Origin of the sequence: Sphingobacterium composti, from assembly GCF_009829075.1 — a bacterium.
GTDB classification, from domain to species: Bacteria; Bacteroidota; Bacteroidia; order Sphingobacteriales; family Sphingobacteriaceae; genus Sphingobacterium; species Sphingobacterium composti.
Genome location: NZ_WUQZ01000007.1, coordinates 141598 through 166791, shown reverse-complemented (window position 1 = coordinate 166791; position 25194 = coordinate 141598). Strand labels below are relative to the sequence as shown.

At 34.8% G+C, this 25194-nt stretch carries 23 protein-coding genes and 1 rRNA gene; 8 read left to right on the top strand and 16 right to left on the bottom strand.

All coding sequences use genetic code 11. The features are described from left to right. Nucleotides 1-85, top strand: a 5S ribosomal RNA gene (rrf, locus tag GOQ17_RS07235); the annotation flags it as partial. A 138-nt stretch (nucleotides 86-223) separates the two neighbouring features. On the opposite strand, the gene GOQ17_RS07230 is transcribed toward rrf, so the two are convergent. Continuing rightward, on the bottom strand, nucleotides 224-604 hold the full coding sequence (locus GOQ17_RS07230; RefSeq protein WP_159636632.1) for an SRPBCC domain-containing protein: 381 nt from the start codon (nucleotides 602-604) through the stop codon (nucleotides 224-226). A 65-nt stretch (nucleotides 605-669) separates the two neighbouring features. On the opposite strand from GOQ17_RS07230, the gene GOQ17_RS07225 reads away from it, so the two are divergent. Further along, a complete protein-coding gene (locus GOQ17_RS07225) occupies nucleotides 670-2037 on the top strand; it encodes a methyltransferase RsmF C-terminal domain-like protein (protein ID WP_159636623.1) in 1368 nt (455 codons plus the stop codon). Here GOQ17_RS07225 and coaBC read toward each other — a convergent pair. From coaBC to GOQ17_RS07210, 3 genes are read right to left on the bottom strand one after another with little or no spacing between them, the layout of a single operon-like run. Next, the gene (gene coaBC / locus GOQ17_RS07220; RefSeq protein ID WP_159636622.1) at nucleotides 2018-3241 is read right to left on the bottom strand and encodes a bifunctional phosphopantothenoylcysteine decarboxylase/phosphopantothenate--cysteine ligase CoaBC; all 1224 of its coding nucleotides are present in this window, start codon (nucleotides 3239-3241) and stop codon (nucleotides 2018-2020) included. The genes GOQ17_RS07225 and coaBC overlap by 20 nt on opposite strands. 15 nt (nucleotides 3242-3256) lie before the next feature. Beyond that, nucleotides 3257-3586, bottom strand: coding sequence for a DNA-directed RNA polymerase subunit omega (locus GOQ17_RS07215; protein ID WP_159636621.1), 330 nt, complete (start codon nucleotides 3584-3586; stop codon nucleotides 3257-3259). 27 nt (nucleotides 3587-3613) lie between these two features. Then, nucleotides 3614-4537 carry an outer membrane protein assembly factor BamD gene (locus GOQ17_RS07210; RefSeq protein WP_159636620.1) on the bottom strand — a complete coding sequence of 308 codons (924 nt, stop codon included), beginning with the start codon at nucleotides 4535-4537 and terminating at the stop codon, nucleotides 3614-3616. Nucleotides 4538-4745: 208 nt separating this feature from the next. On the opposite strand from GOQ17_RS07210, the gene GOQ17_RS07205 reads away from it, so the two are divergent. Both GOQ17_RS07205 and GOQ17_RS07200 read left to right on the top strand, forming a co-directional pair. Beyond that, a complete protein-coding gene (locus tag GOQ17_RS07205) occupies nucleotides 4746-5015 on the top strand; it encodes a NifU family protein (protein WP_159636619.1) in 270 nt (89 codons plus the stop codon). A 78-nt stretch (nucleotides 5016-5093) separates the two neighbouring features. Then, nucleotides 5094-5750 carry a hypothetical protein gene (locus tag GOQ17_RS07200; protein ID WP_159636617.1) on the top strand — a complete coding sequence of 219 codons (657 nt, stop codon included), beginning with the start codon at nucleotides 5094-5096 and terminating at the stop codon, nucleotides 5748-5750. A gap of 2 nt (nucleotides 5751-5752) precedes the next feature. Here GOQ17_RS07200 and GOQ17_RS07195 read toward each other — a convergent pair whose 3' ends face one another. The 12 genes from GOQ17_RS07195 to polA form a co-directional block, all read right to left on the bottom strand. Further along, nucleotides 5753-7006 carry an ABC transporter permease gene (locus GOQ17_RS07195; protein WP_236537090.1) on the bottom strand — a complete coding sequence of 418 codons (1254 nt, stop codon included), beginning with the start codon at nucleotides 7004-7006 and terminating at the stop codon, nucleotides 5753-5755. Continuing rightward, nucleotides 7003-7647, bottom strand: coding sequence for an MBL fold metallo-hydrolase (locus tag GOQ17_RS07190; protein WP_159636616.1), 645 nt, complete (start codon nucleotides 7645-7647; stop codon nucleotides 7003-7005). Before GOQ17_RS07190 ends, GOQ17_RS07195 begins: the two co-directional genes overlap by 4 nt. Nucleotides 7648-7664: 17 nt before the next feature. After that, the gene (gene gldD / locus GOQ17_RS07185; RefSeq protein WP_159636615.1) at nucleotides 7665-8243 is read right to left on the bottom strand and encodes a gliding motility lipoprotein GldD; all 579 of its coding nucleotides are present in this window, start codon (nucleotides 8241-8243) and stop codon (nucleotides 7665-7667) included. 3 nt (nucleotides 8244-8246) lie between these two features. Then, nucleotides 8247-8996 carry a shikimate dehydrogenase family protein gene (locus tag GOQ17_RS07180; RefSeq protein WP_159636614.1) on the bottom strand — a complete coding sequence of 250 codons (750 nt, stop codon included), beginning with the start codon at nucleotides 8994-8996 and terminating at the stop codon, nucleotides 8247-8249. Continuing rightward, nucleotides 8989-10401, bottom strand: coding sequence for a tetratricopeptide repeat protein (locus GOQ17_RS07175; protein WP_159636613.1), 1413 nt, complete (start codon nucleotides 10399-10401; stop codon nucleotides 8989-8991). The genes GOQ17_RS07180 and GOQ17_RS07175 overlap by 8 nt, the downstream gene beginning before the upstream one ends. Nucleotides 10402-10566: 165 nt before the next feature. Further along, nucleotides 10567-11946, bottom strand: coding sequence for an OmpA family protein (locus GOQ17_RS07170; RefSeq protein ID WP_159636612.1), 1380 nt, complete (start codon nucleotides 11944-11946; stop codon nucleotides 10567-10569). Nucleotides 11947-12192: 246 nt separating this feature from the next. Continuing rightward, complete coding sequence (locus GOQ17_RS07165) at nucleotides 12193-13203, bottom strand: inorganic phosphate transporter (RefSeq protein ID WP_159636611.1); 1011 nt, start codon at nucleotides 13201-13203, stop codon at nucleotides 12193-12195. 33 nt (nucleotides 13204-13236) lie between these two features. Further along, entirely contained in the window at nucleotides 13237-13884 is a 648-nt protein-coding gene (locus tag GOQ17_RS07160; RefSeq protein ID WP_159636610.1) for a DUF47 domain-containing protein, read from the bottom strand. Nucleotides 13885-13952: 68 nt separating this feature from the next. Beyond that, nucleotides 13953-14765, bottom strand: a complete 813-nt coding sequence (locus GOQ17_RS07155) for a sensor histidine kinase (RefSeq protein WP_317163264.1) — start codon at nucleotides 14763-14765, stop codon at nucleotides 13953-13955. A gap of 276 nt (nucleotides 14766-15041) precedes the next feature. Continuing rightward, nucleotides 15042-15695, bottom strand: a complete 654-nt coding sequence (locus GOQ17_RS07150; protein WP_159636608.1) for a phosphatidylserine decarboxylase family protein — start codon at nucleotides 15693-15695, stop codon at nucleotides 15042-15044. Between the two features lie 53 nt (nucleotides 15696-15748). Then, nucleotides 15749-16867 (bottom strand): toxin-antitoxin system YwqK family antitoxin, encoded by a 1119-nt coding sequence (locus tag GOQ17_RS07145; protein ID WP_159636607.1) that lies wholly within the window; start codon nucleotides 16865-16867, stop codon nucleotides 15749-15751. A gap of 11 nt (nucleotides 16868-16878) precedes the next feature. After that, complete coding sequence (polA, locus tag GOQ17_RS07140; RefSeq protein WP_159636606.1) at nucleotides 16879-19668, bottom strand: DNA polymerase I; 2790 nt, start codon at nucleotides 19666-19668, stop codon at nucleotides 16879-16881. A 118-nt stretch (nucleotides 19669-19786) separates the two neighbouring features. Here polA and rsgA point away from each other — a divergent pair, with 118 nt between their 5' ends. The 4 genes from rsgA (at nucleotide 19787) to GOQ17_RS07120 (ending at nucleotide 25128) form a co-directional block, all read left to right on the top strand. Beyond that, entirely contained in the window at nucleotides 19787-20707 is a 921-nt protein-coding gene (gene rsgA / locus GOQ17_RS07135; protein ID WP_159636605.1) for a ribosome small subunit-dependent GTPase A, read from the top strand. 79 nt (nucleotides 20708-20786) lie between these two features. Further along, nucleotides 20787-22613, top strand: a complete 1827-nt coding sequence (locus GOQ17_RS07130) for a hypothetical protein (RefSeq protein WP_159636604.1) — start codon at nucleotides 20787-20789, stop codon at nucleotides 22611-22613. 37 nt (nucleotides 22614-22650) lie between these two features. Continuing rightward, entirely contained in the window at nucleotides 22651-24438 is a 1788-nt protein-coding gene (locus tag GOQ17_RS07125) for a TrkH family potassium uptake protein (protein ID WP_236537089.1), read from the top strand. 24 nt (nucleotides 24439-24462) lie between these two features. Beyond that, on the top strand, nucleotides 24463-25128 hold the full coding sequence (locus GOQ17_RS07120; protein WP_159636602.1) for a potassium channel family protein: 666 nt from the start codon (nucleotides 24463-24465) through the stop codon (nucleotides 25126-25128). The last annotated feature ends 66 nt before the right edge of the window (nucleotides 25129-25194 follow it).

Sequence of the window (25194 nt, the reverse complement as noted above, 5' to 3'; positions counted from 1 at the left end):
CTCTTCCCATTCCGAACAGAGAAGTTAAGCCCGCCCGAGCCGATGGTATTGCCGTAACAGGTGGGAGAGTAGGTCGGTGCCTTTTTTTATACAAACCCCTTATCAGTAAAATGATAAGGGGTTTTTTTGGTTTAATAGGGTTTATAGGATATTTGAATTATTTTGAAATTTTATTACGATTAGAAATTTAAACGGAGCTTAATTTAAGCTCCGTTTTTATATATTATTCTTCTGTATAAAAATCTATAAGACTTCCGACATATTCATTATCCCATCCATCAATAATTTCTTCGAATGCATCATCTGGAATATTAATATGATTTACCTCAAATGAAGTTCCTTTTTTATGATCGTGTAATTTAATAGTAACTATTGATTGTTCCTCATCTCCAAAATACCACTCTTGCACAATCTTTTTATCTGGTACAAGTTCTATAAAGCGCCCATTAATACTTCCGTCCCATAAAGAAAACTCACCTCCTTCACGGGGATCTATTTCAACAGTATCACCTGTCCAGAGACGTATCGTAATTTCTGTCGTTAACGCCTTGTAGATTTCTTCAGGTGTTGCTGGAATAATATAATATTTTTTGAAGTTTTTCATTGATAACAAAGATAATGGAATTCAATAGGATTTCAGTTTTTAGATCTGAATTTTTACTTTTGGAAATGAGTAATATACTTCCTAATGATTTATTGTCGCTATTGAAAGGCGATCCATCTTTTGATTATGAGGCTTTTGTTGCAGTTCATGATAAAGAGCAGAAGACAACATCAATTCGAATAAATCCTTTAAAAGACTTTCCAATTGAAAATTATGATATTGAAAGGGCAATCCCTTGGTGTGAGAATGCATATTATTTAAAAATGCGCCCTGTGTTTACGCTGGATCCATTATTCCATAGTGGTAGCTATTATTCTCAGGAGGCAAGTTCTATGTTTTTGGATCATGTAATACGACAGTTGAATCTAAATATTCATCCTATAAAGGCTTTAGATTTGTGTGCAGCTCCTGGTGGAAAATCCACTTTAATTAATTCAGCGTTACACAAGGATAGCCTACTTTTAGCTAATGAAATTATCAAATCACGTGTAAATATATTGACCGATAATTTAGTGAGGTGGGGCAACTCAAACACCGTTATTTCTAATAATGATCCTTCCGCTTACGGTAGATTGCCTGGTTATTTTGATTTTATGGTAGTAGATGCTCCTTGTTCAGGTTCAGGGATGTTTCATAAAGATCATTCGGTAGTAAATGAATGGTCGTTGGCTAATGTAAAATTATGTAGTGAAAGACAACAGCGTATTTTAAGTCAATCTATTGCAACTCTAAAGACAGGAGGATATTTATTCTACTCTACATGTTCTTATTCGAATGAAGAGAATGAAGAAATTGTAGATTGGTTAATCGAAGAATTTGATATGGAATCTGTAGCGATAGAAGTGGATTCAAGCTGGGGAATTACAATTACAGAATCGAAATCTCACCAAGCTACTGGGTATAGATTTTACCCGCATTTATTAAAAGGAGAAGGATTCTTTTGTGCTATATTGAGAAAAAAGGCATACCAAGAAACTTTTTCTATGAAAAAAATTAAGATGGAGAAGAATGGCACTTCTCAAAATATCGCTAAAAATTGGATCGATGACACTGGGCATTACTCTTTTATACATCATAACTTTTTACATATATTCCCTATACAATACGAACAGGATCTACAAGCTTTGCAGAACGTTTTGTATTTAAAAAATGCTGGCACGGAGATAGGAGAGCTTAAAGGGAAGGATTTGATACCTAGTCATGATTTAGCTTTAAGCAATCTTGTTCGAATAGATTTGCCTTTTATAAACTTAGATTTGGAGCAAGCACAAAATTACTTGCGTAAAGAGCAGCTTCCAATTACAATAAATACAGAGAATTTAAAGGGTTGGATTATTGTTAGGTACAAAGGCGTAAATCTGGGTTGGATAAAAGCAATGCCAAATCGCATTAATAATTACTATCCGAAAGAAATCAGGATTTGGAATTTATAGGGCTTTGTTGATGATCAACTATTAGTTGACAGATATCTTTAGCGACCTCTTGTTTAGACTTGAGGTCGTAATTTTTTGGGGCATTGTCACGTGATAGAATAGTCACTTTGTTGGTGTCCGTACCAAAACCCGCACCAGCATCTTGCATTGAATTCAAGACAATGAAATCAGCGTTTTTACGGCTGAGTTTATCTTGAGCGTTTTCTAATTCATTATTTGTTTCTAAAGCAAATCCAATAAGTGTTTGATTATTACTTTTTCGTTGTCCTAGTGTACCCAGAATATCTGTTGTTTTCTTTAACTCAATAGTAAAGTCTTCAGCTTTCTTTTTAATCTTCTCGGTTGCGGGATCTTTTGGTGTATAATCAGCCACAGCTGCACTCATGACAATAATATCTGTATCAGCGAATACTCCATTACAAGCGTCGAACATCTCTTGCGCAGAACGTACTGAAATCGTTTTTATGGCTTCTGAAGCTTTAAGGTAAGTAGGTCCGCTCACAAGTGTAACTTTTGCACCTAATGATTCTAGCTCTTCTGCTATAGCGTAACCCATTTTGCCTGAAGAGTGATTCCCGATAAAACGTACGGGATCAATAGCTTCATAAGTGGGACCAGCTGTAACTAACGCTGTTTTACCTAGTAAAGGTTTACCTTTTGATAACGAATCTTGCAGGAAAGCTATAATTTCTTCTGGTTCTGCCAAACGACCTTCTCCAACTAATCCACTCGCTAGTTCTCCATTCCCAGGAGGAATAATAATATTCCCGTAGCTCTTTAATAAAGACAAATTATGTTGTGTGGCAGGATGCTTCCACATATCCAAATCCATTGCAGGAGCTAAATAAACGGGACATTTAGCGGATAGGTATATTGCAGCTAGTAAATTATCACAAAAACCATTTGCGAGTTTAGCTAAAGTATTAGCTGATGCCGGTGCAATGAGCATGAAATCTGCATGCAGTCCTAAGTGTACATGGTTATTCCATTCACCAGTTTTAGAATCGTAATAATCGACTAATACAGGATTTTTAGAAAGTGTAGATAACGTAAGAGGTGTAATAAATTGAGTAGACTCGGGCGTCATAATGACTTGCACAGAGGCCTCCTCCTTTCCGAGTAGTCGTATTAAAGAAGCTATTTTGTATGCGGCAATACTGCCGCATACTCCTAGTACAATATTTTTGCCTTTTAGCGAAGACATAGCTCCTCGAATGTATTAGTCTTGATCTTTAGAAGGATTTCTAAAGTAAACTTTATCTTTCAAAAATTCGTCGATAGCGATTAATGAAGGCTTAGGCATACGCTCATAGTGTTTTGAAATTTCGATTTGCTCGCGATTTTCAAAAACTTCTTCTAAGTTATCATTGCTACTTGCAAACTCAGCCAATTTCGCATTTAGCTCCTCTTTCACTTCTACACCAATTTGGTTTGCTCTTTTGCTAATGATTACGATTGACTCGTAAAGATTGTCAGTAGCTTTGTCCAATTCTCTCAAATCCCTTGTTACTGTAGAATTTGGAATGGTGTTGTTTTTTGCTTGACTCATATTTACTAAATATTATTTTATTTCTTATTATTTTGATGAATTGTCTGCACTACCTTCTTCTTTTTTCGTTTCAGTAATACCCAATTCTTTATTTCTTTCTTCTACCTCTTTGTTGTACTGATTCATTAGCCGAATAGCAGCAACAATTTTTTTGTCCGCACTTTTTTTCAAATCATCTGCTTCAGATTTGAATTTACTAGTTGGAAAGTGTTCTGTAAAGCTATTATAATAATCGATAGCTTCATTAAAACGTTCTTCTTGACGATATGCACGGCTATTATCCGCAAATAAATATTGAGATTTTAACATCAAAAATTCAATCTCTTCGGCATATTTCGTGTCGGGATATTGTCTCAATACATTCTCTAGAGAAATAACAGAAGCACGATAATCATCTGGACCACCCATATTATAATAGATTTTAGCATTTTCAAATGCTTTTTTCTCTAATTTTTCACGAAGATCTTGAATTAATTCACCTGCTTTTTCAGCTCTTTCCGACTCTGGATAATAATTTACAAACAATTGCAGCTCATCAATAGCCTTACGTGTATTCTCTTGATCCAATGTAGAACGAGGAGATTCTACGTAATAACAATACGCGGCCATATACCTACATTCCTCTGCTCGAGGACTGTTTGGATACGTGTTGGCAAAGTTTTTAAAGTGAAAACGTGCTGATGTGTAATCTCTTAATTTATAGTTTGCGTTAGCAATAAGGTAAAATAAATCCTCTGCTTCTGCTCTTCCGCGATATTTCCCAGCTAAATCATCAAACAAAATGAGTGCTTTAGAATATTTGCCTTTCTCATAGAGCTTGACAGCTTCTTGATATTTCATTGTAATATTGTTACTGTTGCGAAGTTTTTCAAACTTGCTTTTACAGCCTACAAAAAACAATGTAGTCAAGCATAAAGCTAAAATTATAGGGATACGTCTATTCAAAAACATTTTACAAAGATACGTCAATTAACAATAATATTCAATTAAATTTTAAACCGCAATTTACTTGATTTTTAGGAACTAATATATTTTTGTAAAACGCTTTAACAAACTTTAACCATTCATTTAATATGTCATTATTTTGCTAATAATGAAGACTGAATTTTAGATGGGAATAAAATTCATTATATTTACGGATTAATAAGTAATACAAAAGATGAGCTTACACGAGAGAGTAGAACAGGCATTAGACACAATTCGTCCTTATTTGGAAACTGATGGAGGCAATGTAAGTATTGAGGAGATTACGGAGGATAAAGTTGTGAAATTGAAATTATTGGGGGCTTGTGCAAGTTGCTCTATGAGTATTATGACTTTTAAGGCTGGTCTTGAACAAGCTATTAAGAAGGCTGTACCGGAAATTATCGCTGTTGAGGCAGTTAATATTACGGATATGAATGATCCGAACGCTACATTACCTGGATAGTCTTTGTAACAAAAATGTTGTTCGGTCATTAACACATTTTAACAGGATCGGATAGTCTTAAATTTTATTTTTGTTTAAATGTCTATAAAATCCCCTAAATATCTTTTGCTGTGTGTAGGAGTAATGCTTCTCACAATTAGTTCGGTGTTTGCACAGAGCAAAAAGATTCTTCAATTTAGTGGATTAATAACTTCTACAGGATCTGACTTGCCGGTTGGATTCGTAACCATAAAAAATACTTCGTTTAATAATCAAACTTTTATGTCCAATAATGATGGCTACTTTTCTTTTGTAGCACATGTGGGAGATGAGATACAATTTACAAGTGTAGGTTTTGATCCAGTGACTTACACTATTCCTGAAGTGGAAGGAGACAAACATACTGCTTCTGTAAAAATGAGAGCGTTAATAATAGAACTACCTGCAGTGACACCGTTTCCTTGGGCGAGTTATGAAGATTATTTGGCAGAATTTATGGGCTTAGGTAGTGGAGAAGATCCAATTGCTACAGCTAGACGTAATTTGAGCCCCGATGCTTTAGCTGCATTAGCTCGTGTCGTGCCACGTAGTGCTGAGGAAATACAAACGTTCAATTCATTACAAAGACATCAATACATGCAGAATAAGAATATTAATCAACGCATGAATAATCCTTTCTTGAACCCATTCAACTGGTATCAATTTATTAATTCTATTAAGAAAGGCGATTACAGTCGCGAAAAACTTAAATACTAGATTTACTCTTCGCTCTTTAGTATTGTAATATTGCCAATCTCTCTGACACTTAACTTCGATGAGAAATAAGAAACGATAATCGATAATGTGGTTATTGTAAAGAAGACTAATATAAAATCTTGTGTCCGCATATCAACTGGGTAAACATCTATAAAGCCACCATTAACATTGTTAGTCCGGATAAACCCATAAGTATCTTGTAATAAACAGAAAATATAACCAATTAAAATCCCTATTGAGCTGCCAATAAATGCAATCATAATACCTTCATAGAAAAATATCTTTTCGATGGTAGATTTGTTAGCGCCGATATGCTGTAGAATTTTCATATCTTCCTTTTTATCGATCACCAACATAGTAAGGGAACCGATGATATTAAATATGGCTATGATACCGATGAATGTTAGGATAAAGAACACAATCCATTTTTCGGATTTTATAGTTTTGTACAGCGTAGGATTTTGTTGCTCTCTGTTTTTAACATTAAATTCTTCGCCTAACTTCTTTTGAATATCTTTTTGCAAAAGATACGAATCGGCTGGATTATTCACAAAAAGTTCTACAGCTGAAATTGCTTTGTCTTCACCTAATATGTCTCTCGCAAAGCTTAACGGAAGAATGACTAAATTTTGAAATTCAGGCTCAAAAGTCAAGACACCATTTACTGCTACTTGACGAATGTTAAAGTCTTCCAGAGGATTAAGGTTATTTACAGATGATTCTTTTCTTGGAAAGAATAAATCAACAGTATTGATAAATTCTGAAATAGGAACTTGAAGGTTTGTTTGTATTTGAGGGCCTATCAATGCGTATGGAACAGAATCGGCTTCAATCTCAAATGATCCAATATGAAGAATATGTTGTTTTGACTGTTTTGATAAACTTTCCTGTGTAATTCCTTTCAATTGGCCAACAATTTGTTTGCCTTCATGTTGGATTAGCACTTTATCTTCAAGTGCTTCGGAGTAATTAGCTATTTTATTATTTTGAGCGATTTCTTGAAATATTTTGTTAGTACTAGGATCAAAAGTTTTTCCCTTAGTTGCCTCGATACGTAAATCAGGCGAAAAAGTGCTGTTCATGGATAAGATGAACTTCTCCATTCCATTATAAAATGAAAGGACGATTACAAGAGCTGCAGTACTTACAAATATTCCTACTATGCTTATTAAGGAGATTATATTTATTGCATTAACAGATTTCTTTGAGAAAAGATACCGTAAAGCAAAAAATAGTGGAACACTTATCTTTTTCATCCTCTCACAAAGGGGTTTGTTTCTTTTTCGAATCCAATAGTCGTAGATGGGCCATGACCAGGAAAAACTTCTGTGTCTTCTGCTAAAGTAAAAATTCGAGTAGTGATACTATCCAATAATGTTTGATGGTCTCCACCCGGTAAATCTGAACGTCCTATGCTATTACGAAATAATACATCACCGCCAATTAAGGATTTCAATCCGGGGATATAATAACACAAATGACCTGGAGAATGTCCTGGAGCCAGAATACATTCAATCTCATAGCCTCCAAAGTTTAGAATCTCTTTGTCGTGAATAAAAGCTTGGGGAATTGGTGATGTCTCATATCTGAAGCCCATTTGTGGAGCATAGTTTTCAACTGAAACTAATACAGGAACTTCATTTTCGTGAAATTGAGGAACTAACGCCCAGTTTTCATATACGAAATTGTTGCCAAGAACATGGTCTATATGACAATGTGTATTCAGCAGAAGTGTTGGTTTAAGCTTATTATTTTCTATATGTTCTTTAAAATAAGCTTGTTCCTGAACATTGTGCATCCCTGGATCCACAATTATGCACTGATTGTTAGCGCTATCGATAATCAGATATGTATTTTCCTGATAAGGATTAAATGTAAAAGTTTCAATAGTTAACATAGATCAAATTTAACTATTTATTTCCATCTTATGGTACTAATTAGATGCTGAATGTCTGATTTAAGAAAATCCAAAACTGGTTGTATAGAATCTAAATTAGGTTTTTCGTTAAAATATAGTGCTCCACGCAAATAATTTTTATTAGAATCGGTTGCGTAGAATTGAAAATTGGAAGCTGTATTTCCTTGAATATTGTATGTCAGTCCTGAAACTTTATGTTCTGGATAAGAAATGTTTTGTTGATCTATTGCTGTAGCTTTTGTTGTATGTTTAAATACAAATGATCTAGCGTCTTCTGTCAGCTGTTCAAGGGTTGACTTTGGACTAATGGAGTAATAGCTTAAATGCAATTGCGCATTGTAATTTTTAAAAACTATATTTTTCCAACATGTCTTTGCGCCTTTAGACAGATCGTCCTTTAAGACACTGTAAGTAGGGATTTCAAAAGTAAATGGGCATCCTGAGATATTTATCGTTTCAAAGCTTTTGATTGGAAATTCTATACGATGATAGGCTCGAGGTTTTGGACTATAGTCGTTATTGTCACATCCAACGAGTATGAAAAGGAAACTTAAGGATAGCAAAAAACGTAACATATACTAAAAATTGCTTTGCCAAATTTCCCAATTTTTTTCGGCTTGTAAGACTAGCATTTCGTACCCATTTTTCGTTGTTGCACCTTTGTCTCTCCCTTTTTTCAAGAATAAAGTCTCTTCGGGATTGTAGATTAGGTCATACAACAGATGCTTTTCAGAAATTGTTTCATAAGGGATATTTGGACAAGCATCCACATTTGGATAGGTACCTATAGGCGAACAATTGATAATTATTGGATATTCAGAAATTAGATCTTCTGTTAAATCAGTATATGTCAGATCACCTGTTTCAATATTTCTGCTTATGATTTTGTAAGGAATATTTAATTTCTCCAGAGAATAAAACACGGCTTTTGCAGCACCACCATTTCCCAAAACTAACGCTTTGTCGTGATGAGGTTTCAAAAGTGGTTCTAAAGATTTCTGAAAACCAAATGCATCCGTATTAAATCCTTTAAGAATAGATTTGCCGTTAATATGTTTAATCGTTATACAGTTAACTGCTTTCATTTGTTGAGCCTCTTCTGAAAGCTCATCCAAATATTGAATTACGGTTTGTTTGTGGGGAATAGTTACATTAAATCCACGGAATTGGGAGTCATTAATGAATAGTTCTGGAAATTGATTCACATGCTCAATTGCATATAAATCATAATTTACTGACGTTATATTTTCTTTATCGAACTTTGCTAAATAAAAATTTTTGGAAAAGGAATGTCCCAAAGGAAATCCTATGAGTCCTAATTTAATCATCCTTCTCTGTGTACTTTTTAATAATTTCCGAAATGATTTGATTGCCTTGTAATTGCGGCAAGTATTCAAACAGAATATGATGCTTTTCTGGACCAAATGCTAAGGCAAGTTCTAAGAAATTCAAAGCTTCGTTGTATTGACCATTCGCAAATAAATATGCTACCAATCGGTAATACAACTCAGGAGCATCTGTATTTACTTTTATAGCTTCCGACATTACCTCAATAGCCTCATCAATTTTACTTTGCTCAAAATAAATAGACGAAAAATCTAACCACGCTTCAACATCTGTCGGATTTAATTCAACGACCTTATTATATGCTTTTTCAGATTCTTCTATTTGTCCCAATTTATAGCGTGCATCAGCTATAGCAAACCAATAATCAGGATTCTCATCGTCTATCTCTAAAGCCTTTTTATAAAAATGTAAAGATTCAAAGTATCGTTCTTCAAAATCTAACGTAACGCCAATTCCAAACCACGCATCTGGCAATTCACTATCCAATTTTACCGCTTTCTTATAATATTCTCTCGCGGTATCCATTAATTCTAACTTCTCATAGCATTCTCCAATTGCACAATAAGTATCTGCATTTGGTGGTTCATATTCGAAAGTTTGTTTATAATTTTCAATTGCTTCCGTATATCTATCGAGATTTACTAATGCATTACCTTTGTTGTAATATGCTGAAGAGAACGAATCATTAACTAAAATTGCGTAATCGTAGGCGTCGATAGCTTCTTCGTATCGTCCCAATTTATGATATGCATTACCCAAATAGTACCAGCAATGATATGAATATGGCTCTTCATCAATTAATGAAGAAAAGAATTTTAGAGCCTCTTCATTTAGTTCTAATACATCAAAGCAAAAATTAATCTCCAATAAAGCGTCAGGATTATTAGGTTTAATTCTTAATGTTTTCTTTAAGAATATGACTGCCTTGCTGAAATCACCTTGTAATTGATAGATAGTAGCTAATTGATGATATATTTCAAGTTTATTATCTGCATTTTCGAGCGCAAGATTTAGAAACTCTTCAGACTTCGCTAGCATGCCTTGAGAAGCATATATCGAAGCTTTTACTAGGAAAACATCTGGATCAGAAGGTTCTAGTGTTTCCGCTTTTTCAATAGCGTCCATAGCCAAACTAAAATGACGCATTGCGGAAAGTATTTGAGCTTTCTTAATATAAAAGGCAGCTTCATATGGATGTTGACTCGTGGCAAAATCAATTACTTGTAGTGCTTTTACAGAATCGTTCTTGTCTGAATAATAGTCAATAATACTTTCAAAAGTACCAGCATCAAAAAAATATTGATCCTCGTTTCGAATCATTTCTTCAAAACGATTTACTGATTTTTTTTGCTCTTCTGATGATTCAAAATCGAATTCCTCTTCCATAACCTTTCCAATTTAGTGAAAAATACGTTTTTTAATTTAATTCATGTCAAATTATTTTCCACATATTCACATATATGGATTGGTTTAAGAGCCAAAGGTTTAATTGCCAAAAAAGCCGCCACATATTGTGGCGGCTTAATATATCATAATAATTATCTAAAATAATTATTTTTTGATTTCTACGCGACGGTTTTGAACACGACCTTCTTCAGTAGCGTTAGAAGCGATAGGATTAGCTTCACCGTATCCGTTTGCATTGATGCTTGATGCAGCAACACCAGCGTTAACTAAGTATTGTTTTACTGCATTAGCACGGTCTTTAGATAAGTTCATGTTGTACTCTTCAGTACCTTCAGCAGAAGCGTAACCATCCAAAGTAACTGTACCATTTGAATCACGTAATTCTTTAGCTAATTTATCTAAAGTTGCGTATGATTCAGTTTTCAATACTGAACTGTCAAACTCGAAACCGATAGGAGCATAGTAAGCGCCAGTAGCGATTTCATTTTTAGCAGGCTCAGGAAATTTGATAGGACATCCAGAACCATCAACTACTGTACCAGCAGGAGTGTTAGGACATTTGTCAAATTTATCAGAAACACCGTCACCATCAGAATCTTTACCTAATTGATCAACAGTACCTTCTAAAGTAGAAACACGTTGTTTTAATGCTTCAACTTCGTTACGTAATGAAGGATCTTTTAACTCGTCGTATAATGTAGCAACTGGGTTAGCAAAAGTTAAGTTTTCTTTATCACGAGAACCTAAAGTGAATTCTAAACCACCGTATACATTAGAGAATTTACCTTTAACATCTGAACGGCCTGGTCCGTATAATAAGTTATCATCAGTGAAGTTCATTGTGTAACCTAAGTTCAACGCAACAACTTCAGATAATTTGAATTTAACCCCAACACCTACAGGAACGTAAGCTGCTAATTTGTAATCTCTGTCACCAACAGCGCTTCTATCACCAAAAATTTCCTCACCCCATTTACCAGAATTATCGTATACAGGAGTACCAGTGAAATCTTCGTTTGCGTATTGGATTGGGTTGTTAGCTAAAACACCTAAACCAACTTTTGCATAGAAATTAACAGCATTTTCTCTTCTTAAGAAATCGATAGTACCTAATTGGAACACACCATTTAAGCTAGCTGCCCAGTTTACATCAGTTTTAGCTGCGATAGCACCGTTTGAAGTTTCTTGTCTAGGAGAAGCTAATTCATGGTTATAAGTTTTGATTGAACCACGGTTACCTTCTAATTCCAAACCGAATAAGTGAGAGAATTGTTTACGTACAGTCAAACCATAGTACTCGCCAACTTTATTTTGGAAATAACCAACTTTTTTACCGAAGTTATTAGAACCACCAACCAATACGTTAGGAGTAGTAATACCACCTTGTAAACCAATTGACCAAGTTCTGTATTGAGAACGTCCACCGAATACAGTAGGAGTTTGTGCTTGAGCTACATCAGCGTAACCTAAAGCGGCTACTAAAGAAGCGGCAACAGCTGTTTTTTTAATTGTAGAATAGTTCATACTCTTTTTTTTTAAGGTTATAAAAATTTTTAATTGTTTTCTTTTTAATTTAACATTACTTAACAATAAGTATGCCAAAAATGAAATTATGAATCTTTATTTTATTAAGTAAATAAGTTTACATGATTTCACGTGTAAAAGTAATTAATTCCCTATAATCTAACAAATCTTCTTAATAAAATTTATGTGTAATTCGATAAAAACAAGGCAGATGTGGATTTATAGCTACATCTGCCTTGTTTTGGATTAAAGTATATAGTGAATAATTGCTAAGGTAATACCCCCTAGTACAGCACTTACTGGTATAGTGAGTATCCAAGCCCATAATAAACTAATGGTGACACCCCAACGTACAGCAGATACTCTTTTTACAACTCCCACACCTATAATTGATCCTGTGATAGTATGTGTTGTGGAGGCAGGAATTCCAAAATGTTCTGTAATTCCTAGAGTTACAGCTCCTGCTGTTTCGGCACTGACTCCCTCCAATGGAGTCACTTTAGTAATTTTTGTACCCATTGTTTTCACAATCTTCCAACCACCACTCATCGTACCTAATGAAATAGCTGCATAACATGAAAGTGGAATCCATTCAGGCATTTGTTCTCCGGCAGTAGCCGCTCCACCTGCAATCATAGCTACGAAGATAATACCCATTACTTTCTGCGCATCATTACCCCCGTGAGCAAAACTTAATCCAGCTGAAGATATTAATTGTAGTATTTTAAACCATTTTTCCGCAACACGCGGTTTAGCGTTTCGACATATATTTATTATGACAAGTGTTATAATAATAGATATTGTCATACCAATAACCGGAGCTAGTACAATGAAAGAAATGATTTTCATAGTCGCGCTAATGTTGATTGCATCAATGGGATTAGCACCTAAAAATAGAGCATATGCCATTCCTGACCCAGCAAACCCTCCAATAAGCGTGTGGGAAGAACTAGAAGGAATTCCATAGTACCAGGTGAATAGGTTCCAGGATATTGCTGCGACAAGCCCAGCAAAAATTACTTCTAATGTAATATATTGTTCTATTACAGTTTTGGCAATAGTATTAGCTACTTTGTGATCTGTGAAATAAAAATATGCTGCAAAATTGAAAATTGCAGCCCAAAGTACAGCCATGAATGGTGTTAATACTTTGGTAGAAACTATTGTGGCGATTGAATTAGCTGCATCGTGGAAACCATTGATATAATCAAATGCTATTGCTAAAACGATAACTACCACTAATAATGTTGTTATCATATTGAATGAATTAACGTTGGTTAAAAATTAAGATTAAGCATTCTTAACCAGAATACTCTCTAATACATTTGCTACATCTTCGCATTTATCCGTAGCATCTTCCATAGCTGATAATACTTCTTTCTGTTTGATTAATGAGATTGCGTCAGTTTCGTATTCGAATAAATCAGCAACAGCTCTGTCAAATATGTAATCTGCTTTATTTTCAACGCTATTGATTCTAACACAAGAGTCTGTGATGTTACGAATGTTTTTTAAGTCTTTTAATTCGAATAAGGCTTTCGCTACGTGTTCTGTTGCTTCTAATATTAAAGCCGTCAATTCAATCATTGGTTCTGTAGGTTTTTCTACTTTATACAATTGAATACGGTTAGATGCACCATGGATGAAATCAGCAACATCGTCTAATGAACTCGCTAAAGCGTGAATGTCTTCTCTGTCAAAAGGGGTGATAAAATTACGACCTAATTCTAAATGTATCTGGTGAGTTATATTATCTCCCACATGTTCTAAATCTTCAAGCTTCTTCGATAATGATTTTCTTTCTTCAATGTTTGAAGTGTTAACACATTCTTTTAAAAGCTTTGCCATTTCAATTAAATTGGCACCCGCTTGTTCAAATAATGGGAAGAACTTTTTATCCTTTGGGACAAAGTACTGGAAAATACTATTTAGTGACATATACTTATATTTTGACCAAAAGTATGATGTTAATGTTAAGTTAATGTTAAGTTTTGCTAGAAATTATATTAGGTGGATTTCGATTTTTGAAGTGTAAACCCAAAAGTTGTTCCTATACTTTCTGTACTGCGTGCATGAACAGTTTGCTCATGTGCTTCAATTATATGTTTTACAATGGATAAACCTAATCCTGACCCTCCAATGTCACGAGATCTACTTTTTTCAGTTCTGAAAAACCGCTCAAATACACGAGAAATATATTTTTCTTCAATACCCTGTCCATTATCCGTTACTTCCACTAAAATCTGATCAGGTAGAGGGTATAAGTTTACCTTTGTCTTGCCGCCATCTCTTCCGTATTTGATCGAATTATCTATAAGATTGATTAATACTTGTTGAATTCGTTGTCTGTCAGCCTTGACATATATGGGGTTATTGTTTTTCAAATCAATGACGATCTCGATATTTTGCTTTTGTGCTTTATCAATTAAGTGATCTACCGTTTCTAAGATTAGCTCTACGATATCAAACTTTTCTAGATTAATGGATATTTGGCCGCTTTCTAGCTTTGAGATTTCATCCAAATCATTTAATAGGTAAGTTAAACGATCGATATTTCGAGAAGCTTTATTCAAAAAAATGTTTGCCATCTCCACATCTTCTTCGATCATACCATCTTTTAGCGTTTCAATATAACCTTGAATGGCGAAAAGAGGGGTTTTGAATTCATGGGAAATGTTGGATAGAAAGTCTCTTCTAAATTTTTCTTGTGCTTTGAGTTGGTCAATTTCCGAAGATTTTTGGATTGCCCAATCACGCACTTCTTTTTCTGTACTTTGAATGGGGTCTTCGCTGGAATGCTCGGCTAATACGACTTTCATGTCTTTTCCCAATTTTAGGCTCCGGATGAGCTTATAAATATTACTAATCCTACTATTTATATGATGATGCAATATATTGGTGAGAATAATGAAGCTAACAACTAAAGAAATAATTAAAATAGGTAAAGAATGTTGCCAGTTTTGAGCATAGAAGTAGCTCAAGCTCGCTAATGAAATCGCGATAACAGCGGAAATATAAAATACGAGCAGTCTAAAGTTCATAAAAAAAGCCTCATAAAGATGAAGCTAAATTAATTATTTAATGTTAAGATAATATTAAATGCGTGCAATAACTGTTTTTCCACCCACAACCTTATCGCCGATATTGACAGTTACTTTGGTTCCAATTGGTACGAATACATCTACACGCGACCCAAATTTAATAAAACCAAACTCATCACCTTGTTGTACTTTATCTCCTTCTTTAACATACCATACAATTCTACGAGCTAATGCACCGGCAATTTGACGGAAAAGGACTTCAACGCCACTTTCTTTTTTAACGACCACAGTGGTTCTTTCGTTTTCTGTAGAAGATTTAGGGTGCCAAGCCACTAAAAATTTTCCAGGATGATATTTGAAAAAAGATACAATACCAGAGATTGGGTTTCGATTCACGTGTACATTTGTAGGTGACATGAAAATAGAAATTTGCAATCTTTTATCTTTGAAATATTCTGTTTCTTCTGTTTCTTCAATCACCACAACTTTTCCGTCCGCTGGACAAAGAATCGCATTTTCATCCAATGTGATGATTTTTTTCGGGCTACGGAAAAACTGAGCAATGGTTAAAAATAAGAATGCAGATAAAATGTACAAAAACCATTTAACATATTGATTTGCATCAAAATAGTCTGCAGTAGCATTTATTATAAAAATAAATAAAACCACTAAAGCTAAGCTTGTATATCCTTCTTTATGAAATTTCATGAATCTCTGTTTTGTGCAAATATAAGCAACTGTGTCAAATAAACGCTAAAATACTATTCTCCGATCTCTCTTTCCACATTTACATGTTGTAAAATTGAAGTTCCATTTGAAACAAGGAAGGTTCCATGCAAAATTATTTTGTCTTGTATAGGCTTATCATTTTGTATTGAAGGAATGAAATATGTTACAGATTCGAACAAATCTTTAAAAGTTTTGAAGGCTGGATTTGACAGATTTTCTGGAGATTCAATTATCTCCATCGATTTGACGATTCCTTTATTGGTAACAGAATATCTTGCCTTAAAAGAAATTATGCTATTATCTATGTCTATTTTTTCTTCGCTTAAATATGCATTAAACTTTTTGACTATATGATTATTAAAGCTACTGTATTCATCAAAAGAACAACCATGTACTAAAAACGACTCGGCTCTGCCGAAGAAATCGGAAGGAACGATATAGAAATCATCTTGAGAGATGAAATAATAATCAAAATATTCTGACTCTATGAATCGAGACTGAGTCCCATCGCTAAATATTTCTTGGAATGCAGTCTCATAAGTTTTATTTTTTTCATTTTGAACAAAATAGGTTGTCCAAACACCATTCGGCTTGCCTTTTGTGATTTTTCCTTTTTTTATATAGGAGGTATATCCATGCTCGGTAAAGCCCTTTATGGGGAAACTCATTTCGTATTGACCTTCTCCTCGTACTATTTTCTGTTTTCCAAAAGTATCCCAATAGTCGACAAATATGAAATCATCATTATCAAAGGATAGCGTTAACATGGGTTTTCCATCAGGATAATAATATTTCCATTCACCGATTTCTTTGTTGTTAAGATAAGAAGATTCCCATCTAAGCTGGCCGTTGGTGTGATAAGATTTAAAAGTACCATTTCTAATTCCATCCTTATAAAATCCGTGTAGAATCAATCTTCCTTGGCGATTATAATCTCGGAATTCTCCTGTGAATTTAAAATTTACCGTATCAAACTCTGCAACACGTTCAATTGCTTTAAATTCACAGTTTTTATCAACCAAATAGTAGTTGTCGTCGAAAAAAAATCTTGTAAATTTATCATTAACCTTTTCCTTGTATCGAATTTCCTGCCCTAGGATGATTTTGCTAAAAAAGATAAATGAAAGCAATATAAAAAGGTTCTTTGCCATTATAATTTTTCTTAATGTGCCTCAAGCCAATTTGTGCCTTCCCCAATTTCGACTTCTATAGGTACTCGCATAGAGATTGCGGACTTCATTCTCTCTAATATAATGTTTCTAAACGAATCTGCTTCATTTTTAGGTACATCAAACACCAATTCATCATGTACTTGCATGATCATTTTGCCAGTAAGACCTTGTTGCGTAATATCATTTTGAATATTTATCATCGCGACTTTGATCATATCGGCTGCAGATCCTTGAATAGGTGCATTGATTGCATTTCGCTCTGCAAATCCTCTTACGGTCATATTAGCCGAATTGATGTCTCTTAAATAACGACGTCGTTTCAAAATTGTTTCGACATAACCATGTTCTTTTGCGAATTCAACTGCTTTTGACATGTATTGTTTGATGCCTTGGTATTGGTTAAAATACTGATCAATTATCTCAGCGGCCTCACGACGTGGAATACCCAAACTTTGAGATAGACCAAAAGCTGATTGACCGTAGATAATACCGAAGTTTACAGCCTTTGCATTGCGACGCTGATCTGAAGTAACTTCATTGATATCGACCCCGTATACACGTGCAGCAGTAGCTTTGTGTATATCATGCCCCAAAGTGAAAGCTTCAAGCATATTTTCGTCTTGACTCAGTTCGGCCATGATGCGTAATTCTATTTGCGAATAATCGGCAGAAAGCAAGACGTTATCAGGGGATCTTGGAATGAATGCCTTACGAACTTCACGGCCTTTTTCGGTACGAATCGGAATGTTCTGTAAGTTCGGATTTGTAGAACTTAATCTTCCCGTAGCTGCAACAGCTTGGTTATATGATGTATGGATTAAGCCTGTACTTGGATTTATTAGCGTTGGAAGAGCATCAACATACGTGGATTTTAACTTTTGAAATTGACGGAAGTCCAAAATATATTTTACTATATCCGATTTGTGTGCTAGTGCTAAAAGCACATCTTCTCCCGTTTTATATTGACCTGTTTTAGTTTTTTTAGCTTTGGGATCAAGTTGTAATTTATCAAATAAAACTTCACCTAATTGCTTTGGAGACGCAATGTTAAATTTGATCCCCGCTTTTTCGTAAATACTATTCTCTAAAGAAGCAATATCTTTTTGTAGGGATTCAGAAAAAGTTTTCAGCGTGTCAACATCTATTTTTACGCCGTTTTTTTCAATATCTGCTAAAGTGTAAACTAATGGAAATTCAACTTTTTGGGCTAATTCATCAGTTTTTGTTTCAAGTAAAAGCGGAGACAATCTTTCATACAATTGCCAAGTTATATCCGCATCTTCAGAAGCGTATTCCTTGATTTTTTCAATCTCGACATCACGCATATTACCTTGATTTTTGCCCTTTCCGCCAATTAATTCTGTAATAGAAACAGGCGTGTAGCCTAAGTAGGTTTCGGCCAAAATATCCATTCCGTGACGGGTATCGGGGTCTATCAAATAATGCGCTAACATAGTATCAAACAATTCACCCTGTACTTTTACATTATATTTTGTTAAAAGCAATATGTCATATTTTATGTTTTGACCTACCTTTTTGATGGCTGTATTTTCTAAAATAGGTTTAAAAATATTGACGATTTGTTGTGCTTTTTGAGGATCGGCAGGCGTAGGTACATAATATGCTTTTCCCTGTTCGTAAGAGAATGATAGTCCTACGATATCGGCTGTCATGGCATCGAGACCTGTAGATTCAGTATCAAAACAAAATATCGTTTGATTCGCCAAATCAGCAGCTAAATCTTCCATAGTGCTGATTTCATCTACTAAAATATACTCGTGCGGTGTATTGTGAATATTGTTTGAGGCTGACTCTTGAGGCTCGTCTAGTGCTTCAATATCATTAGAACTTGGATTAGCAAACAAATCCATTTGAGTTGTAGCTGGCTTATTGTTCTCTACCACAGAAAAGTCTTCACCAAACACTCGTTTTCCTAATGTTCTAAATTCAAGTTCTGCAAATAAAGGCTCAAGAATTTCTTTGTTTGGATCCTCAACTATCAATTTTTCTTCTTCTAGTTCTACAGGAACATCAAGTAGAATCGTGGCAAGTTTTTTAGATATAATACCTTGTTCTGCGAATTTGATTACATTTTCTTGTTGTTTGCCTTTTAATTTATCTGCATTCGCGATCAAGCCTTCTACAGAACCAAATTCTTGAACGAGTTTTTTGGCAGTTTTCTCGCCGATTCCTGGTATTCCAGGAATATTATCTACAGCATCTCCCCATAGACCAAGAATATCAATGACTTGCGATACTTCGGTGATTTCCCATTTCTCTAAAATTTCAGGAACACCCAAAACTTCTGCGCCATTGCCCATGCGTGCAGGTTTGTAAATAAAAATATTATCCGAAACCAATTGTCCGAAATCTTTATCGGGAGTCATACAGTACACGGTGAATCCTTCTTTTTCTGCTTTTTTGGCTAATGTGCCAATAATATCATCCGCTTCGTAGCCATCTTTTGTAATCAAAGGGATATTAAATCCTTCAATCAACTTGAATACGTAAGGAATAGATTTGGCTAAATCTTCTGGCATTTCTTGACGATGAGCCTTATACGCTTCAAACTCGATATGACGGTTTGTAGGCGCTGCGGTATCAAACACAACAGCTAAATGTGTTGGTTTTTGGTTTTTCAAAACATCTAACAATGTGTTTGTGAATCCCAAAATAGCCCCAGTATTCAAGCCGTATGATGTCAAACGAGGTGCTTTACTTAATGCAAAGTAAGCTCTATAAATGAGAGCCATTCCGTCCAGAAGAAATAGTTTTTTCACCGAATATTAATTTATGTGTACTTACAAAGGTAATAAAATCAGTAAGCCTGATATTAACAAATTTTTGCGACTTTTGTAAGATGGTGATACAAAGCAAAGGAATAGCATCATTAGTCGTATGAGAGGATTGGTAATAAAATCTACTGGGAGTTGGTATCAGGTGCAGGATGAGTCAGGCAATCAGTATGACTGCCGAATAAAGGGGAAATTTAGGACTAAAGGTATCAAAACGACCAATCCAATTGCTGTTGGCGATTGGGTTAATGTTGAGCTAGAAGCAGATCAAAATACGGGTGTCATCACAGACTTAGAACCTAGAAAGAATTATATAATCCGAAAATCAGTAAATCTTTCTAAACAAACTCAAATTATCGGAGCAAATTTGGACCAAGCTATTTTGGTTGTGACGTTAGCTTCACCGCCTACTTCCATGGGGTTTATAGATCGTTTTTTAGTGACAGCTGAAGCATATGATATTCCTGCTATTTTGGTTTTTAATAAGTTAGATTTGTTTAGTGAAGAAGGGTTAGAGATTTTGGAGGACTACAAGTCATTATATGAAAATATTGGCTATCCATGTTATCAAGTTTCGGCGATGGAAGGAACGAATATTGATCATATTATAGCTCTTTTGAAAGACAAGGTGACTTTGGTTTCAGGACATTCTGGTGTGGGTAAATCTACATTGATAAATAGTATTGTGCCCAATGCTGCGTTAAGAACAGGATTAATTTCAAATTGGTCGGATAAAGGAAAGCACACGACTACTTTTGCGGAGATGATTGATTTGCCTTTTGGTGGAAAATTGATTGATACCCCTGGAATAAGAGAGTTAGGGATCGTAGATATTGAAAAGCAGGAGTTATCGCATTTCTTCCCAGAGATGCGTAAATATTTGAATAAATGTCGATTTAATAATTGCGTACACATCAATGAGCCGGGCTGTGTGGTATTGGATGCTGTTGAGCATGGTGCAATAGAGCCCACTCGATACGAAAGCTATATCAGCATGTACAATAATGATGACAATAGAAATTAATTAACATTAAGGCAAATCCCTGAAAACAAAATGCTTTGTGTATTGTTTTTTTATAAATCAATACACAAAGCATTTTTATATGAGGCCAATTTGGAAATGGGTACTTGGTATCATAGCCGCACTTCTAATTATAATTATTTCTGTGGTTTGGTATTACGGTCATAATTGGAAGCCAATAGTTGAATCTAAGCTTAAGGAGGTTGTCCATAATTCCACCGATGGTCTTTACTCATTGCGCTATGATGATTTAGACCTTAATATTGGTCTTGGAAACGTGACTTTAATCAATGCAGAATTAATCCCTGATTCTGCTGTTTATAGAAAAATGGTCTTATCTAAAGATGCGCCTAACAACCGTTTCCATATAAAACTAAAAAAGCTTAAAGTACGTCGCTTCAATCTGATGGATGTACTAACAAATAAGAAACTCCATATTAATTCTATATCCTTTGAAGAACCTAATATCCACTTAATGAGTGAATATCATACTTTTAATGATACCTTGCGTACAACTCCCAAGAAGACATTGTATGAAAGTATAAAGGATATTTTTACCTCCATAAATGTTCGAAATGTGGATATTGATAATGTGCAGTTCAAATACTCTAAGTTTGAAGAAGGCAAACAGAGTAGCATTGATCTTGATAAAGTTACTATAAAAGTACACGATGTATTAGTAGACGAAACTTCGTTACAAGATACGACACGCTTTTACTATACTAAAATGGTTGATGTGCATGTGCCAGGGTTTGAATACGATCTCCCCGACGGATTTTATAAAGTAAAATTCAATGGTCTAAAAATTAACACAAGAGATCAGAACTTGCTACTTACTGATGTGGATTTTCGTCCAAAAATGGATAAAAATGCTTTTTATAAACAGAAGAAGCAAAATGTAACAATGACTGTTCTAAAATTCGATACGTTGCGCGTAGAACAGTTGAATTTTCAAGCTTTGATCGATAATCAGCAAACCATCGCTCGAAAAGTTCAACTTAAAAATGGAACAGTGGATTTGCATGCGGATAAACGATACCCTAAATATCCTATTATAAAAATTGGGGAATCCCCCCACCAAAAACTCTTGAAGCTTAAAAAATTATTGAGCTTAGATACTGTTGTCGTGGATAATGTTACGGTGACCTATCATGAGATGAGTGGTAAATTTTTTCGTGAGGGCTCTATTAGCTTTAACAATGCCTCTGGTATTTTGACTAATGTTACGAATGATTCTTCAGCTCTAGAAAAAGATAAATACATGCGTGCGGATTTGCGTGCTAAAATCATGAACTCAGGAAACTTGCATGCCAAGTTTGGGTTTGATATGTTGAGTAAGACGGGACTCCATACGTATAGTGGTACGTTGGGGCCTATGAAAGCAACTGCATTTAACCGCATCCTAGCACCTCTATTGAATGTTGAAATTGCTTCTGGAAATATTAAAAAAGTTGCTTTCAATATGCAAGGTACAGATAGGAAAAATTGGGGAGAGTTTAGATTTGATTACGATGATTTGAAAATCAGTCTGTTGAATAAAAAAGATGAAAATGGTGAACAGTCTTCCAAAAAGGTTGTTTCTTATCTCATAAACCAATTGCTCATTAACGATAGTAATCCAGATAATAAAGGGGTATACACTGTGGGTAAGGTAAATTATACAAGAGTGCCAGAACATACTTTCTTCAAAACTTTGTGGCAAAGTCTTTTGGATGGGATCAAGCAATGTGCGGGGATTAGCAAAGAGCGTGAAGCGAAATTGATGGGTGCAGCAGAAACAGGAAAAGATGTGGTCGAAAAAGGTAAGGATATAGTCGAGGGCGCAAAGGATGTAGGGAAAAAGACGGGTAGTTTTATTAAAGGATTATTTAAGAAAAAGGATAAATCCGATGAGGATTCTAAACAGTAATTGCTTGTAAAGTCAAGTATATTACTAAGTTTGTATCATGGAATCCATTGCAAGTTTTCTAAAATTTGTTTTCCGTTATCGAAAAGGTTTAGTCGATAAGGTTATGTTTTATGTGAGCATGATATGTGCGTTCACTGTAATCATTCATGTTGGCTATATCACCAATCCCGAGGTGGCGATTTATACAAGAAAATCTATTTTTTGCATGTTTTATGGATTGTTCTTGCTAGAATTAATCCGTACAGGATCATCTATTTATGCAAGTCGGCGCATTAATGTTTCTCAGTATTCTGGAGTAGTAGTTCTGTTTAGCTTATTTTTTATTGTATTTGCTAGGCTCAGTGGTCTAGATTTTATCTCGTATTTCGCTCGTGAAGAATGGCTTTACTTTGGTATTGGAGTCATATTTCTCTCCGAATTGTCTAAGAGCAGTTTGTTTTTCGATAATTTTTATTTTAATCCTACTATATTATTTGTAATAAGTTTTTTGGGATTGATATTAATTGGAACCTTGTTATTGATGTTGCCAAGAACAACTTTGCATGCGCCCCTTTCTTTTGTTGATGCTTTTTTTATGGCAACCAGCGCAGTATGTATTACAGGATTGACTGTTGCGGATATTTCTACTAATTTTTCCTTGTTTGGACAAAGTGTTATTCTGGTTTTAATTCAAGTTGGCGGTCTAGGAATTATGACCTTCACGGGTTTTTTTGGCTACTTTTTCTCTGGAGGATTCTCTTTTAAGAATCAACTGATGTTTGGAGAGATTCTGGGTGAAAATAAGTTGAATTCTGTTATTTCTACCTTGTTGACTATTATTTCCATTACACTTCTTTTTGAATTTATTGGAGCAGCTTTTATCTTCTTTTCGTTAGATCAAGCTCATTTTTCGAATGTTGGAGAACAGGTTTTCTTTTCTGTATTTCATTCCGTATCGTCATTTTGTAATTCAGGTTTTACCATTCTTCCCGAAGGTATTGGAAATGGCAATTATAGATTCAATTATAGCTTTCAAATTGTTCTGGCGCTTATATTCGTTCTAGGAGGAATGGGGTTTGGAACAGTCTATAATTTTTACACGTATGTGAAATCTCAAATTCAAGCTATTTTTCAAGTTATCTTATATAAGGGAAAATATAAACATAAAGCTCAGCCATTCTCCTTTAATACCAAATTTATAGTGCTTTGTAATATGGTTGTCTTGTTTCTGGCTACCGTATCGTATTATATCATGGAACAAAATTATACACTTACAGAAGACAAAACAGCTGCAGGAGAATGGGTGACTTCATTTTTTATGGCTAATGCATCGCGATCTGCAGGATTCAATAGTGTGAATATTGGTTTCTTGAATATTCCAACATTAATCATGATAACAACATTGATGTGGATTGGCGTTGCTCCAGGTTCGACTGGTGGTGGGGTTAAAGTGACTACATTGGCATTAGCCTTTATGAATATCGTAGCATTAGCAAGGGGTAAGGATTCTATTGAGATATTTCGAAGAAGAATAGCCGCAGAATCGACAAATAAAGCCTTTGCGATAATTATATTGTCCGTTATTACAATTACATTATCATTTATTTTATTAAATGTCTCGGATCCAAATCAGCAAATGATTCCTTTACTTTTTGAGGCTGTATCAGCATATACCACATGTGGTTTAAGTATGGGGGTCACTCAATCTCTTAGTGCTGCTGGAAAAATTATTATAATAGTAACAATGTTTGTTGGTCGTGTAGGTATGCTTACACTTCTTGTTGCATTTATTAAGAATACAAAAAACAAAAGTTATATTTACCCTACGGAGAAGTTGCTTTTCTAGTTTTTCACGTGAAAAAATTTAAGAATGAAATATATTATTTTGGGATTGGGGCATTTTGGACGTTCATTAGGAATACACCTTACTGAGCTTGGTCATGAAGTAATTGGTGCTGATCTCAATATTCAAATTGTTGAACAATTAAAAGATAAAATTACACACACCGTGTGTTTAGATACAACAGACCGAGAGGCTGTCAGCTCTTTACCCCTGAAAGATTGTGATGCGGTGATCGTGGCAATAGGTGAAGATGAAGGAGCGACCCTGATGACAACAGCGTTAGTAAAACAACTAGGTGTGAAACGCATCATAGGACGTGTAGTTTCTGATTTGCAACGAACCGTAATGGAAGCAATGCAAATTGATGAATATATTATGCCAGAAGAGGAAGCTGCTGAACGCCTAGCCATGCGACTAGACAATATTGACATAGTCGATTCGTTCAAAGTATCCGATCGCTATTCTATTATTGAAACTAAAGTTCCCCGCAAATATGTAGGAATGACATTGCAGGAAGCAAACCTTACAAACAAGTACAAAGTTATCGTTCTAACTACCGTAAAAGTATCAGAAGGGTTACATAAAGAAGCCTCCGGGATCGCTAAGTCTAATACTTTATTGAATGAAAATGATTTATTAGTACTTTTTGGCGAATTGTCCGATATTAAAAAGTTAATTGAAAAAGGAAACTAATCAACAAAGTCTAGGTAAATATTAAAATCAATTCTATATTTTTGGACTTTGACAAAAAATAACCGC

Bases quoted from the DNA above. Each gene is read 5' to 3' on its own strand.
- GOQ17_RS07190 (WP_159636616.1), bottom strand. From the start codon at position 7,647: ATGTTAACTATTGAAACTTTTACATTTAATCCTTATCAGGAAAATACA.
- GOQ17_RS07210 (WP_159636620.1), bottom strand. From the start codon at position 4,537: ATGTTTTTGAATAGACGTATCCCTATAATTTTAGCTTTATGCTTGACT.
- GOQ17_RS07195 (WP_236537090.1), bottom strand. From the start codon at position 7,006: ATGAAAAAGATAAGTGTTCCACTATTTTTTGCTTTACGGTATCTTTTC.
- GOQ17_RS07230 (WP_159636632.1), bottom strand. From the start codon at position 604: ATGAAAAACTTCAAAAAATATTATATTATTCCAGCAACACCTGAAGAA.
- GOQ17_RS07160 (WP_159636610.1), bottom strand. From the start codon at position 13,884: ATGTCACTAAATAGTATTTTCCAGTACTTTGTCCCAAAGGATAAAAAG.
- GOQ17_RS07130 (WP_159636604.1), top strand. From the start codon at position 20,787: ATGAGGCCAATTTGGAAATGGGTACTTGGTATCATAGCCGCACTTCTA.
- GOQ17_RS07205 (WP_159636619.1), top strand. From the start codon at position 4,746: ATGAGCTTACACGAGAGAGTAGAACAGGCATTAGACACAATTCGTCCT.
- rsgA (WP_159636605.1), top strand. From the start codon at position 19,787: ATGAGAGGATTGGTAATAAAATCTACTGGGAGTTGGTATCAGGTGCAG.
- GOQ17_RS07225 (WP_159636623.1), top strand. From the start codon at position 670: ATGAGTAATATACTTCCTAATGATTTATTGTCGCTATTGAAAGGCGAT.
- GOQ17_RS07200 (WP_159636617.1), top strand. From the start codon at position 5,094: ATGTCTATAAAATCCCCTAAATATCTTTTGCTGTGTGTAGGAGTAATG.
- GOQ17_RS07165 (WP_159636611.1), bottom strand. From the start codon at position 13,203: ATGATAACAACATTATTAGTGGTAGTTATCGTTTTAGCAATAGCATTT.
- gldD (WP_159636615.1), bottom strand. From the start codon at position 8,243: ATGTTACGTTTTTTGCTATCCTTAAGTTTCCTTTTCATACTCGTTGGA.
- GOQ17_RS07155 (WP_317163264.1), bottom strand. From the start codon at position 14,765: ATGAAAGTCGTATTAGCCGAGCATTCCAGCGAAGACCCCATTCAAAGT.
- GOQ17_RS07215 (WP_159636621.1), bottom strand. From the start codon at position 3,586: ATGAGTCAAGCAAAAAACAACACCATTCCAAATTCTACAGTAACAAGG.
- GOQ17_RS07125 (WP_236537089.1), top strand. From the start codon at position 22,651: ATGGAATCCATTGCAAGTTTTCTAAAATTTGTTTTCCGTTATCGAAAA.
- coaBC (WP_159636622.1), bottom strand. From the start codon at position 3,241: ATGTCTTCGCTAAAAGGCAAAAATATTGTACTAGGAGTATGCGGCAGT.
- GOQ17_RS07175 (WP_159636613.1), bottom strand. From the start codon at position 10,401: ATGGAAGAGGAATTCGATTTTGAATCATCAGAAGAGCAAAAAAAATCA.
- GOQ17_RS07150 (WP_159636608.1), bottom strand. From the start codon at position 15,695: ATGAAATTTCATAAAGAAGGATATACAAGCTTAGCTTTAGTGGTTTTA.
- GOQ17_RS07170 (WP_159636612.1), bottom strand. From the start codon at position 11,946: ATGAACTATTCTACAATTAAAAAAACAGCTGTTGCCGCTTCTTTAGTA.
- GOQ17_RS07145 (WP_159636607.1), bottom strand. From the start codon at position 16,867: ATGGCAAAGAACCTTTTTATATTGCTTTCATTTATCTTTTTTAGCAAA.
- GOQ17_RS07120 (WP_159636602.1), top strand. From the start codon at position 24,463: ATGAAATATATTATTTTGGGATTGGGGCATTTTGGACGTTCATTAGGA.
- GOQ17_RS07180 (WP_159636614.1), bottom strand. From the start codon at position 8,996: ATGATTAAATTAGGACTCATAGGATTTCCTTTGGGACATTCCTTTTCC.